Here is a 13896-nt window from a genome sequence, read left to right on the forward strand (position 1 = left end):
CTACCGGCACCACGGTTGGGGCCTGGCGTGGCCGTTTCCCGCCAGTCACCGCTCCACTGTGGACGCCAACCGGGCCCGCATGCCGGGCAGTTCGCGCAATCCCCTCCGCTGATGGCATCTGCACGGGCGCGGCGGCCCATGATGACCGCGCAGTGGCAGCGAATCACGAGGGAGCGGGCACCATCGACAGCCGCGAGATCATCACGCTGACACCGCGGTGGCTGCGGGAGGTGGCGATGCTGGCCACCGAGCACGGCCGCGGTCGCACGGCCGCGGCGATCGAGCGGCTCGCCGCGGGCCGGGAACGGCAGTCCTGGCGGGTCACCGTGGTCGGCGAGCCGGGAGTGGGCAAGTCGACGCTGGTCAGCCGGGTGCTGGGGCGGGAGGGGCTGCCCGGGGTGGAGCTGGTTGAAGCGCACTGGCAGCCGGGCGGGCCACCGCTGGCCGCGGCGACCGACACCGACGGGGTGCTGCTGGCCGTGCCCGCCACCGGGGTGTGGGGCGCCGCGCAGTCGCGGCTGCTCGAGGACGCGCTCGCCACGCACGTCACCTCGGTCGCGGTCGTGGTCACCATGCTGGACCGGCTCAGCGCCGCCGAGCGCGGCCGGGTGCTGACCTACATCAATGCGCGGGTGGGCCGGGTCGTGGTCCTCTCCGGCCCTGGGGTCGCAACGGAGGACCCGGCGCGGGCTGCGGTGCGCGCGTTCCTCTCGGACTCCGCACCGTTGCCCGACCGCGCCGAGTTGCGCGCCCGGCGCATCGCCGCGCGGCTGGCCGACCAGTGCACCGCCATGGCCACCAGCACCGGCGAGACCATCGCCGACGCCCGCCGTGTGCACAGTGGACAGTCGATCGACGAGCGGTCGAGCCGGGCGCGGACCTGGGAATCGCTGCGGGTGCAGCTCTCCGACCGGCAACTGGCGCTGATCGGCCGCATCGGCGAGCACCTGCGCGCGGACCGCGCCGCGGTGTCGGCGCGGCTGGCCTCGGACCTCTCGCGCTCCGGCGACGGCAGGGCGTGGTGGCGCGCGGAGCTGCCCGGCAGGTTGCGCGCGGAGCTGATGGACCAGGCGGTGCGCGCCGAGCACCTCATCCTCACCGGCATCGCCAAGGACGCGGACTGGCTGGCGGGCCAACTCCCCGACACGCCGCCGTGGCGGCCGCCGCGGACCCTGGTGCTGAAGGTGGACCAACCCCCGACGCCCAGCGACCTGGCCACGATCACCACCTCGACCGAGTCGACGCTGGTGCCGCTGCCCGAGTTGAGCGGCGGGCTGGCCAAAGCGGTCGAGGGGACCACGGCCGTCCTGATCAACCAGATCTGGCGCCTGCTCGCCTCGGCCTACGAGCCGCTGTTCACCAACCTGGCCCAGAAGCAGGCCGCGTGGCAAGCCGAACAGGACGGCGCCCACGACGAACCCGGCATCGACTGGTACACCCTGGCCCGCGCCGCGACCGCGCTCGCGGGGACGATCAACGCCGCGCTGCGCAACACCCACTAGCCGATCACGGCGCTGGATCCGCCCGCCTTGCTGCGTCGATTCGGCAGCGGGTCTCCTGGTTGCCGAGCCGGAGCTCGATCGGCGTGGCGCTCGCGGCGCGCAACAGCGGCCTGACGAGGCCGGGCTCCGAGCACCCACCGCACTCGAGCCCGAGGGGCAGCGGTCCGGTCCGACGTGGTGGGCGACCGTGCTGATCGACCAACTGGTGGCGTGCCGCGTCGCTCGGCGTCTGGTTGCACAAGCGCTGGGCCGAGTCCGCTCGGCTGCGGGCTGGGGTGGTGGCTGGCTCGCGGGCCGCCGGTAACAGCTGTCCTGGAGTCGGCTGGAGTGCTTGCCGAGCGGCTTGTCGTTGTGCTGCTTGGCATCTGGTCACGGGCGCTGGGCTGTGCCCGCTCGGTGGGGGCTCGATCGGCGGGAGGGAGATGAGTTCGCAGCCCGGTAGGGCCGCCGGGTGCGGAGCGCCGCGTGGTGTCTGGGTGGGCCGCAGCCGTGCGGAGGTGGCTGGTCGAGGTGCTCCGGCTGACCGGAGCCAGTGGGCGGCCACGTGTAGCGGCACCAGGGCTCGGGTAGAACCTGGACCGAGGGAGGGGCCAGCAACGCTGAGGCGAGGCCCGAGGGCGGAACCGGGCGCCGACTGGCGGGAGTCCGGGGTGGTAGCGCTAGTGGGGGGCGTTGAGGATCCCGTCGAGGAGGCCGGGGTAGAGGGTGTCCAGGTCGGCGCGGCGCAGGGTGGTGATGCGGGAGGTGCCAGCGGGGTGGATGGTGACCACGCCCGCTTCCCGCAGGGTGCGCAGGTGGTGGGTGCGGGTCGACTTGGTGATGGGCAGGTCGATCGAGCCGCAGGCCACCCCGGTGTCCAGGCGGGCCAGTTCGCGGACCAGGTGCAGGCGGATCGGGTCGGCCAGGGCGTGCAGGACCCGCTCGATGCGGATCTCGTCGAGGCTGGGGTGCGGGATGTCCTCTGGCATGCGGTCCATGGTACGAGAGGTTTCGTAGTTCGAGAACCTTCGTACTACGATGCCTCTCGTACAACCATCGACCAAGGGGGAAGCGCATGTCACCACGCACGTACCTGCTCGCGGTGGGCGCGTTCACGGTGGGTACCAGCAGCCACATCATCTCCGGGCTGCTGCCCGAGATGAGTCGCGAATTGCACGTCTCCACCGCGGCCGCGGGCCAGCTGGTCACCGCGTTCGCCATCGCTTACGCCATCGCCTCGCCCCTGCTCGCCGCGGTCACCGGGCGCTGGGAGCGCAAGCGGCTGGTGATCGCCGCGTTGGTGACCAGCGCGGTGGGCAACGCCCTGTCCGCGGTGGCGCCGACGTTCGAGTTGTTGTTGGCCTCGCGGGTGGTGGCGGCGCTGGGGGCGGCGGTGTTCACGCCGGTGGCGACGTCGATCGCCACGGAGATCAACCCGCCGCAGCGGCGGGGGCGGGCGGTCGCGGTCGTGTTCGGCGGGCTCACCACCGCGCTGGTCGTCGGGGTGCCCGCGGGCAGCCTGCTCGGCGCGCCGCTGGGGTACCACGGGGTGTTCGCGCTCGTGGCGGTCGTGACCGCGCTCGCCGCGGTGGTCAGCGCGGTCGGGCTGCCCAGGGTCGCGCCGCCGCCCGCGGTGGGGGTGCGGGAGCGGTTCGCGGTGCTGGCCGACAGCCGGGTGCGGATGGTGCTGGGCATGACCGTGCTCGGCTGCCTGTCCGCTTTCGCCGTTTTCACCTACGTCGCACCGTTGTTGGCGCACACCGCAGGCGTGCGCGGCGGGACGATCAGCGTCCTGCTGCTCTGCTACGGGGTCGGCGGCGCGATCGGCAACACCCTCGGCGGCAGGCTCACCGACCGCTTCGGCAGCAGGCGTCCACTGCTGTGGTCGTTCACCTTCTTCGTCGTCATCCTCGCCACCCTGCCGCTGACGGCGGTGACCGCGGTGTCGGCGGGCGTCGTGTTCTTCCTGTGGGGCCTGTCGACCTGGTCGGTGAACCCGCCGATCCAGAACTGGCTGATCGAGCTGGCGCCCACCACCAGCGGTCTCCTGCTGTCGATCAACGCCTCGGCGATCTACCTCGGGGTCGGCCTCTCCGGCGTCGTCGGCGGGCTGGTGATCGGCGGTTGGGGCGTGGTCGCGCTCCCACCGGTGGCCGCCGCGGTGGCGTCGCTGTCCTTTGTGCTCCTCGTGCTCGCGGGCCGCAAGGACGCCGCGGTCACCGCCGAGCCGGTGCCCGCGCGCGTCTGAGCGCCCACGACGAAGGCCCGCGCCACCACGGCGCGGGCCTTCGGCCGTTTTCGGGGGTTTTACACGGTGATGTGCGGGTTGCCCTGGGGGTCGCGCTCGCGCACGGCGGGGTCGTCGGACCACACGCCGCCCTCAGTGAGGTACCGAAAGGACACCGACGTCCCGGCGGGTATCACCACCGAGGTGGAGCGCTTGCCGTTCGAGCGGCCGCGCAGCACGTGCCTGCCCGGGGTCCAGCCGTTGAAGCAGCCGACCACGCTCGTCGAGCCGGGCGGGCTGTCGCGCTCGAGGGTGAAGGTGACCCTGACCTTGGCGAAGGGCAGGGGTTTGGTGCTGATCATCCGAACCGGGTTCCTCGTCTCGTCCTCGGCCGTCGACCCTCCCGGGGTCGAGCACACGCGTCGAGCACGCAGCCTGCCCGGCCGGGCCGCGCGGCACCACCGCCGTCACCCGGACGTGTCGGTGCGGCGTTCGGCGGCAAATCCAGGGCTAAATGCTGATGCGCGGAACGGCGCGACCGCGGATTGGTTACTGAGACCTCGACCACATTCGTCTATTCGCGTTTCCCAGATGCTGGTCCACTTGGGGGAGATTGTGGTGCGCATCTCGCTGATCTTTTTCTCGGGTGTTACTCGGAGTCCGGTGTTCCCATTTTATTCGCACTGCTGTTACTCGACCACCGAGACAGTAATACGCCTTTTCAGATGCACGTGCAAGTTACCGCTCGGTACGTTTATCGGGCAACGCGCATGGCATTCATGTTAGCCGGTTGACCTGCGACTGCCTTTGTGCCAAATGGATCGTCGGCCGTCCACGATGGACAATGGAATCGCTCCCTAATTCCTGTGACCGGGGTCACAGGAACGGCCCTGCAATCCCGTCGTTGGGTTGCGAATCCGTTTTACAAAAGCGACGCCTGGGCGTTCAAACAAGTTTGGCGGGATTTCGCCGAACGGCCCGCAGCATTACCGTGACCTCTATCTATAGGGGGCCGATTGCTCCGTTCGGCGGTAGCTGGTCGGCTTGGCTGCTGGTCAACATTGATTAGGTTCGACGATTGAATGCGGCGAACTCGGGGAACTCCGAACACGGGGCCGAGTGCCCGGCGGGGCCATCCATTCCCGAACGCCGACCCACCACCACGCCACGCCCGACGACCCTTTGGCGCGTGGTCCCACCGTGCCCACCGGCACCGACCATTGAGGACCCATGGACGCATCCGCAAGAACCCGCGTCGCGACCCGGCTCGCCGAGCTGGTCGCGGAGCACTCGGTTCCCGGCGCGCAGTTGGCCATCCACCACGACGACCGCACCTGGTCCTGGTCCACGGGGGAGACCAGGCACGGGTCGGGCCTGCCGATGACCGACGACGACGCGGTGCCGATCGGCTCGATCACCAAGGTGGTCACCGCCGCCGCGGTGCTCGCGCTCGCCGCCGACGGCGACCTCGAACTCGACGAGCCGCTGGCCGAGCAGGTCGCGGGCCTGGCCGCGTTCGGTGAGATCACCCCCCGCCACCTGCTCAGCCACACCGCGGGCCTGCCGTCCGACACCCGTGAGAGCGCGCTGACCTCGGCGACCTCGCTGCGCAGGCTGCTGCACGACTCGGCGGCCGGGCTGACCCCGATCGCCGAGCCGGGCACCGCGTTCTCCTACTCGAACGTGGGCTACCTGCTGCTCGGCCACGCGATCGAGTCGATCACCGGCATGGACTGGGACGAGGCGGTCACCGCCATCGTGCTCGGCCCGCTCGAGGTGGACACCCGCTTCGTGGTCGGCCCCCGGGCGTCGACCGACGTGGTGACCGGGCACACCGTCAACCGCTCGCGCGGTCTGGTCCGCCCGGTCGGCCAGTCGTTGACCCCGCTGGAGGCACCGGCAGGCGCGCTCGCCGCGAGCGCCTGGCAGCTGGTCCGGTTGGGCCGCTCGCTGGCGGGCGCCGAGGGCAACGACCTGCTCGACCCCGGTTCGCTCAAGGACATGCGCGGCGCGGTCGCCTCGGCGGAGCCGTTCGGGATGGCCGACGGCTGGGGTCTGGGCCTGGCGGTCTACGGGTCCGGCGAGCGCGCCGTGGTCGGGCACGACGGCACCGGCGACGGCACCTCGGCGCACCTGCGGATGCACCCGTCCAGCGGGACGGTGGTGGCGTTCACCGCCAACTCCGGTTCCGGCTTCGCGCTGTGGCGGACGCTGGCCGACGAGCTCGCCGAGCTGGGGATCCCGGTGTCGGGTTTCGACCCGATGCCCAGCGCGGTCGACCCGGTCCCCGCCCCCGCGGACGCCGCTGGCGACTACGCCAACGGCGACACCGTGTACACCGTCGCCCAGGCCGTCGAGGGGCTTCGGTTGACCGTGGACGGTGAGCCGTTCGCCGACCTGACCCCGTTGGCGGACCTGCGCTTCGCCATGCGCGACTGCGACACCGGCGAGACCGACCAGGTCGGCCGCTTCCTCACCGACCACACCGGCAGCCCCGCCTGGCTGCAGGTCGGCGGCAGGCTCGCCCGCAAGACCACGGCCGCGTTCGCGGCCGCCTGAGCGCAACCCCCCGTCATCCCCGAGCGCGCGGTCGTCCCCGCGCGCCAACCCACCGTGCTCAAGGAAGGCTCCCGATGTCCGCCCGGCTAGCGAACCCGACGCTGTTGGACCTCTTCGCCGCCCAGGTCACCCGCGACCCCGAAGCCCCGGCCCTGCGTTCGGCCGCGGGCGGGCGGGAGATCTCCTACGGCGAGCTGGACCGGTGGTCGGACCGGGTGGCAAGGGCCCTGGTGGCGCGCGGGGCCGGACCGGAGCGGCTGGTCGCGCTGCGCATGCCGCGCTCGGTGGACATCGCGGTGGCGCAGTTGGCGGTGCTCAAGGCGGGCGCGGCGTACCTGCCGGTCGACCCGGCGTACCCGGCCGAGCGCATCGCCGACATGATCGCCGACGCCAAGCCGCTGCTGGTGCTCACCGACCTGTCCGAAATGGACGGATCGGATGGGGCGGACGCGACGGCTGAGCTGCCCGGCCGCCCGCACGAGGACCAGCCCGCCTACGTGATCTACACCTCCGGGTCGACCGGGCGGCCCAAGGGCGTCGTGGTCACCCACCGCGGCCTGGCGACGTTCGCGCTCGCCGAGGTCGAGCGGTTCGACGTGCGACCGGGCGACCGGGTGCTGCAGTTCTCCTCGCCGAGCTTCGACGCCTCGGTGCTGGAGCTGTGCATGGCCTACGCCGGTGGGGCCGCGCTGGTCGTGCCGCCGCCGGGGCCGCTGCTGGGCGAGCAGCTCGCCCAGGTCCTGCGCGAGCAGCGGGTCACCCACGCGCTGATCCCGCCGGTCGCGCTCGCCACCGTGCCCGAGGGCGTCGAGCTGCCGGAGTTCCGCACGCTGATCGTGGGCGGCGACGCGTGCTCGGCCGACCTGGTGCGCCGCTGGGCCCCGGGCCGGAACATGATCAACGCGTACGGGCCGACCGAGTCCACTGTGGTCACCTCGTGGAGCGACCCGCTGGTGCCCTCGCCGGACTCCCCGGTGATCGGCCGCCCGATCACCGGCACCCGGGTGCACGTGCTCGACGACGACCTCCAGCCGGTCCCCGACGGTACCCCCGGCGAGCTCTACGTCACCGGGGTCGGCGTCGCCCGCGGCTACCTCGACCGCCCGGGGTTGACCGCGCAGCGCTTCCTCGCCGCCCCCGACGGCGAACGCATGTACCGCACCGGCGACGTCGTGCGGCTGGGTGCGGGCGGCGACCTGGAGTTCGTCGGCCGCGCCGACCACCAGGTCAAGATCCGCGGCTTCCGGATCGAGCCGGGCGAGATCGAGGCCGAACTGGCCAAGGACCGCACGGTCGGCCGCGCTGTCGTCGTCCCGCGCGAGGACACCGGCCTCAAGCGCTTGGTCGCCTACGTCGTGCCCGGCGACGGCCACCCCGAGCCACATGCTTTGCGCGAGTTGCTGATCGAGCGGCTGCCCGCGCACATGGTGCCCGCCGCGATCGTCGTGCTTGAGGCGTTCCCGTTGACCCCCAACGGGAAGCTCGACCGCGACGCCCTGCCCGCGCCCACCGTCGGGATCGCCGCACAGGACCACACCGCCCCGCGCGACGAGCGGGAGCGGCTCGTCGCCGACATCATCGCCAGGGTCCTCGGCCTCGACTCGATCGGCACCGCAGATGACTTCTTCGCCCTCGGCGGCGACTCGATCCTGGCCGTGCGCGCGCAGACCAGGATCGCCTCCGCGTTCGGCACCACCCTCTCCGGCCGGGCCCTGTTCGACGCCCGCACCGTGGCGGGCCTCGCCGCCCTGCTGCCCGAGGAGGCCGCGACGGGCGCGTTGATCCCCCGGGTGTCGCGCGACGAGCCGTTGCCGCTCTCCCCGGCGCAGCGCCGGTTGTGGCTGGAGGAGCAGACCTCGGTCGGCCCGGTGAACAACACCGGGTTCGCCCTGCGCCTGACCGGTTCCCTCGACCGTGCGGCCCTGCGACGGGCCCTGGACCGGCTCGCCGCGCGGCACGACGCGCTACGCACCACAGTGGACGGTGAACACCAGATCGTCGCCGCGCCCGCCGCACTGCCGCTCACCGAGCTCACCACCACGGACCTCGACGCGACCCTCACCGACCTCGTCGCCGCCCCCTACGACCTCGCCACCGGTCCGCTCACCCGGGCCACCTTGCTCGCCATCGACACCGACGAGCACATCCTGGTCCTCGCCCAGCACCACATCGTCACCGACGGCTGGTCGGCCGCGGTGCTGGTCGCCGAGCTGACCGCCCTCTACGCCGAGGAAACCGGTGGCCCGGCGGCGAACCTGCCCGAACTCCCCGCGCAGTACCCGGATTACGCCGCCTGGCAGCTGGACCGCCCGGAGTCCGATACCGAGCACTGGCGCGCGCGCCTCGACGGCCTGCTCCCGTTGGACCTGCCCACCGACCGGCCGCGGCCGCCGGCGCGGGTCGGCTCCGGCGGGGTGCACCGGCACGAGCTCCCCGCCGACCTGGTCCACGGCCTCGCCACTCTGGGCACCGCGCACGAGGCGACGCTGTTCATGACCCTCACCGCCGCCGTCCAGGTGCTGCTCGCCGAACACGGCCGCACCCGTGACGTCGCCGTCGGGGCCGTCCGCGCGGGCAGGCCGGTCGCCGAGCTCGACGCGGTCGCGGGCTTCTTCGTCAACACCCTGGTGCTGCGCTCCCGGATCGACCCGACACTGCCGTTCAGCGACTTCCTGACCGCCGTGCGCGAGACCGTCCTGGACGCTTTCGACCACGACGAGGTGCCGTTCGACCGCCTCGCCGACCAGCTCGCCCTGCTGCGCGACCCCAGCCGCACCCCGCTGGTGCAGGCCGTGGTGGCGCTGCAGCAGCCGCTGGTGGCCACCGAGCACGCCGCTGGCCTGCGCTGGGCCGACGAGCCGCTGCCCCGCCCGGCCGCCCGGTTCGACCTGGTCGTGGAGTTCTGGCCCACCCACGACGGCCTGCGGATGGTGCTGGAGTACGACACCGCCCTGTTCGACGCGGGCCGGATCGCCGCGCTCGCCGCCGAGCTGACCGCGCTGCTGCGGCTGGTCGCCACCCGACCGGACACCGCGCTCGGCGTCCTCGCCGACCTCCCCGAGGGCCCGGTCACCACGATCCCCGCGCCGCGCCCGGCCGAGCCCAACCGCTACCTCGCGCCGCGCACCCCGGTCGAGGCGACCCTGGCCGCGGTGTTCGCCCAGGTCCTCGGCGCGCCCCGGGTCGGCGTCCGGGACAACTTCTTCGCCCTGGGCGGTGACTCCATCCTCAGCATCCAGGTCGTCACCGCGGCCAGGGCCGCCGGGTTGGTGCTGACCGCGCGCGATGTGTTCGTGCACCAGACCGTCGCCGACCTCGCACCGCACGTCACCGAGGTCGCCGCCGAGGTGCTGACCGAGGTCGGCCCGGAGTCGGGATCCCTTCCGCTGACCCCGATCCAGCGCTGGTTCTTTGACACCCACACCGCCCATCCGCACCACTTCGACCAGACGTACGTGATCGACCTAGGCGAGCCGGTGCACCCGGAAGCCTTGGCAACGGCCATGTTCGCGCTCATCGAGCAGCACGACGCGCTGCGGATGCGGTTCAGCAAGGCCGCCGATTGGCACCAGGAGAACGCGCCGGTCGGCGAGTCGGGCGCGGTGGGGGAGCACGGCCCGATCTTCTTGGTCGAGCTGCACGGTGAGACGACCGTCCGGCTGCGCGCCCACCACCTCGTCGTCGACGGCGTGTCGTGGCGGGTGATCGCGGAAGACCTGCGGACCGCGCACCGGCAGGCCGTCGCGGGCGAGTCGATCGTGTTGCCGCGCCGCACGACCTCGTTCCGCGAATGGGCAACCCGCCTCGCTGAGCACGCGGTGGCGGGCGGGTTCGCCGACGAACTCCAGCACTGGAAGGACTTGCGCGCCGAGACCCGGATCCCGCGCGACCACGCGGGCGCCAACATCACCGCCTCCGAGCGGTCGGTCACGGTGACGCTGACCCCGGCGGAGACCGCGGCACTGCTGCGGGATGTGCCGGACGCCTACCGCACACAGGTCAACGACGTGCTCCTCACCGCGTTCGGCGCCGCCCTCACCAGGTGGACCGGCCGCGGTGAAACCCTGGTCCACCTCGAAGGCCACGGCCGCGAGGATCTGTTTGACGGCGTTGACCTGTCGCGCACGGTCGGCTGGTTCACCACGATGTTCCCGGTCGTGCTGCCGGGGTCTGAGGACTGGGGTACCGCGCTCAAGTCCGTCAAGGAGAGCCTGCGGGCCATCCCGCGCCGCGGCATCGGGTACGGCGCGCTGCGGTACCTCGTCGGCGCCGACCTCGGTGGCGACGCGGAGGTGTCGTTCAACTACCTGGGCCGCTTCGACGGAACCGCTGAACTCGCCCTCGACGCGCACCCGGACGCCCGCCGCCCGCACGTGCTCGACGTCGTCGGCCAGGTGCTGCGGGACCAGCTCGCGATCACCGTGTACTACAGCGAGAACCTGCACCGCGCCACCACCGCGGCCACCTTCGCCGAGTCGATCGCCGACGCGCTGCGCCTGATCGTGCGGCACTGCGCCGAGGGCGGCCGCGGCCGAACCCCGTCGGACTTCCCATTGGTGCGGCTGAACCAGACCGCCGTGGACGCACTGGCCACTGTGGATGTCGAGGACATCTTGCCGCTCACACCCATGCAGGCGGGCATGGTCTTCCACGGGCTGTCCCAGCAGGGGCAGGGCGCGTACTTCCAGCAGACGGCCTTCGTCCTCGACGACATCCACGACGTGCGGCGCTTCGCCCTGGCGTGGCGGCAGGTGGTGGACCGGGCGGCGATCCTGCGCTCGTCGGTCGTCTGGGAGGGCGTGCCGGAGCCGGTGTCGGTGGTGCACAAGCACGTCGACCTCCCGATCTCCGTGCGGGACTGGACCGGCGGCCGCCGCGAGGCGTTGCTGGCGGCCCTGCTCGACGCCGACCGGCGCGCCGGGTTCGACCTGGCCGCCCCGCCGCTGATGCGCTTGACGTTGGCCGAGCTGGGCGGCGGTCGCGTGCAGGTGCTGTGGACCTTCCACCACGTCCTGCTCGACGGGTGGAGCATCTTCGGTGTTCTGTCCGACGTCGCCGAGGCTTACGCCGGTCGCGCGCTGCCGGACCGGCCGGACTTCGCCGAGTACCACCGGTGGCTGTCCAAGCAGGACAGCGGCGCGGCCGAGCTGCACTGGCGGGCGGTGCTGGGCGACCTGCAAGCGCCGACGCCGCTGCCCTTCGACCGGCCCCGGGCCTCGGTCGCGCAGCCGAGCACCTCGGCTCGCACCGAGATCGCGCTCACCGCCGAGGACACCGAGCGGCTGACCCGCTTCGCCAAGGACCAGCGGCTCACCCTCGGCACGGTCGTGCAGGGCGCGTGGGCGCTCATGCTCGCCCAGCACAGCCCGTTGCACGACGACGGGTCGCGCCAGGTCTGCTTCGGCGCCACCGTGTCCGGCCGCCCTGCGGAGATCCCGCGGGTCGAGGCGATCACCGGCATGTTCGTCAACACCATGCCGGTGGTGACCACTGTGGACGGCACGGTGGCCGGGTGGCTCGCCGAGCTGCAGCGCGCCCAGGTCGACTCCCGCGCCTTCGAGCACACCCCGCTCACCCGGCTGCACAGCTACAGCGCCGTCCCCGGCGGCGTCGACCTGTTCGACAGCGCGGTCATCTTCGAGAACTACCCGGCCGACGGCCCGAAGCTGGGCGAGCTGACCGCGGTGGAGAGCACCACCTTTCCGCTCAGCGTCACCGTCTACCCCGGCGCCGAACTCCGCCTGCTGTTCGGCTACGAGCCCGGTCTGTTCGACGCCGAGACCATTGACGTGCTCGCCGGGCAGTTGCGCAGGCTCCTCGGTGAGCTGGTCGCCGACCCGAACCGCGAGATCGCCGACATCCCCGCGCTGGACGGCGCCGACCGCACCCAGGTGCTCGAGACCTGGAACGACACCGCGGTCGAGGTCCCCGACACGACCCTGACCGCGCTGCTGGTCGAGCAGGCCGCGCGCACCCCGCACGCGCAGGCCCTGGTCTGCGGTGACCGCCGCTGGACCTACGCGGAGTTCGACGCCGAGGTCAACCGCCTCGCGAACTGGCTGGTCCACCACGGCGCGGGCCCCGAGCGGGTCGTCGCGGTGTCGCTGCCGCGCTCGGCCGAACTGGTCATCGCGCTGCACGCCGTCCTGCGGGCCGGTGCCGCCTACCTGCCGGTCGACCCGGAGCTGCCCCGCGACCGCGCGGCGTTCCTGGTCGCCGACACCGACGCGGTGCTGCTGCTCGACAGCATGCCCGACACCCTCGACCAGCCCGAGACCGCGCCGGAGGTGTCGATCACGCCCGCCAACGCCGCGTACGTCATCTACACCTCCGGTTCCACCGGGCGCCCCAAGGGTGTCGTGGTCGAACACGCGGCGATCGTGAACCGTCTGCTGTGGACGCAGGCCCAGTTCGACCTGGGCGCCGACGACCGGGTGCTGCAGAAGACCCCGGCGAGCTTCGACGTGTCGGTGTGGGAGTTCTTCTGGCCGTTGACCGTCGGCTCGACCCTCGTGGTCGCCAAGCCCGACGGCCACCGCGACCCGGCGTACCTCGCCGACCTGATCCGCGCCGAGCGGATCACCACCGTCCACTTCGTCCCGTCGATGCTGCGCGCACTGCTCACCCACGCCGACCTCGCCGGGCTCGACGGGCTGCGGCGGGTGCTGTGCAGCGGCGAGGCGCTGCCCGCCGAGCTGGCCGAGCAGTTCCACGGCAGGCTCGGCGCGCAACTGCACAACCTCTACGGCCCAACGGAAGCCGCTGTCGACGTCACCCACTGGGCCTGCCAGCCCGGCGAGTCGACCGTCCCCATCGGGCGACCCGTGTGGAACACCCGGCTCTACGTGCTCGACGCCGACCTGAACCCCGTGCCGGTCGGCGCGCCCGGGGAGCTGTACCTCGCCGGGGTCCAGCTCGCCCGGGGCTACCTCGACCGCCCCGGCCTGACCGCGGACCGGTTCGTCGCCGACCCGCACGGCCCGGCGGGTGTCCGGATGTACCGCACCGGCGACCTCGTGCGCTGGGACCGCTCCGGCGCGGTCGAGTACCTGGGGCGCACCGACCAGCAGGTCAAGATCCGCGGCATGCGGGTCGAGCCGGGCGAGGTCGAGGCGGCGCTCACCGCGCGCGCCGAGGTCATCTCGGCCGCGGTCATCGCCCGCGACGGCAAGCTCGTCGGCTACCTCACACCAGCCGATGTGGACACCCGGGCGCTGCGCGAAGCCCTGGGCCGGGAACTGCCCGAGCACATGGTGCCCGCCGCGCTGGTCGCCATGGCCGCCCTGCCGCTCACCCCGTCCGGCAAGCTCGACCGGCGCTCGCTGCCCGACCCGGACTTCAGCCAGGCCACCGGCTACGTCGCGCCCGAGACCGGCACCGAGGAGGCCCTCGCCGAGATCTGGGCCGAGGTCCTCGGCGTGCCGAAGGTCGGTGTCGCGGACAGCTTCTTCGACCTCGGCGGCGACTCGATCCTGAGCCTGCACGTCACCGCGCGCGCCAACGCCGCGTTCGCCGTCGAGCTCACCCCGCGCGACGTGCTGACCGCCCGCACCGTGCGCGCCCTCGCGGACGTGGTCGAAGACCACGTGCTGCGCGAACTCGAAGCCCTCGCGGGCGAGACCTTCTGAG

At 72.5% G+C, this 13896-nt stretch carries 5 protein-coding genes and 1 pseudogene; 4 read left to right on the forward strand and 2 right to left on the reverse strand.

Going from position 1 to position 13896, the window contains the following annotated elements; genetic code table 11:
• The first annotated feature begins 152 nt into the window (after window positions 1–152).
• Entirely contained in the window at window positions 153–1502 is a 1350-nt protein-coding gene (locus LV75_RS01210; protein WP_253884677.1) for a P-loop NTPase family protein, read from the forward strand.
• 659 nt (window positions 1503–2161) lie between these two features.
• Here LV75_RS01210 and LV75_RS01215 read toward each other — a convergent pair.
• Entirely contained in the window at window positions 2162–2479 is a 318-nt protein-coding gene (locus LV75_RS01215; protein WP_253884678.1) for an ArsR/SmtB family transcription factor, read from the reverse strand.
• A 77-nt stretch (window positions 2480–2556) separates the two neighbouring features.
• Between LV75_RS01215 and LV75_RS01220 the strand changes: the two genes are divergently transcribed.
• A complete protein-coding gene (locus LV75_RS01220; protein ID WP_253884679.1) occupies window positions 2557–3729 on the forward strand; it encodes an MFS transporter in 1173 nt (390 codons plus the stop codon).
• 59 nt (window positions 3730–3788) lie between these two features.
• On the opposite strand, the gene LV75_RS01225 is transcribed toward LV75_RS01220, so the two are convergent.
• Window positions 3789–4070 (reverse strand): early set domain-containing protein, encoded by a 282-nt coding sequence (locus tag LV75_RS01225; protein ID WP_253884680.1) that lies wholly within the window; start codon window positions 4068–4070, stop codon window positions 3789–3791.
• An 868-nt stretch (window positions 4071–4938) separates the two neighbouring features.
• Between LV75_RS01225 and LV75_RS01230 the strand changes: the two genes are divergently transcribed.
• Together LV75_RS01230 and LV75_RS01235 are read left to right on the forward strand one after the other, a co-directional pair.
• The gene (locus LV75_RS01230) at window positions 4939–6267 is read left to right on the forward strand and encodes a serine hydrolase domain-containing protein (RefSeq protein WP_253884681.1); all 1329 of its coding nucleotides are present in this window, start codon (window positions 4939–4941) and stop codon (window positions 6265–6267) included.
• Window positions 6268–6365: 98 nt separating this feature from the next.
• Window positions 6366–13895 (forward strand): annotated as a pseudogene (locus tag LV75_RS01235) (amino acid adenylation domain-containing protein); the annotation flags it as partial.
• Between the last annotated feature and the right edge of the window lies 1 nt (window position 13896).

The sequence above is a fragment of the Actinokineospora diospyrosa genome (genome assembly GCF_024171925.1).
GTDB classification, from domain to species: Bacteria; Actinomycetota; Actinomycetes; order Mycobacteriales; family Pseudonocardiaceae; genus Actinokineospora; species Actinokineospora diospyrosa.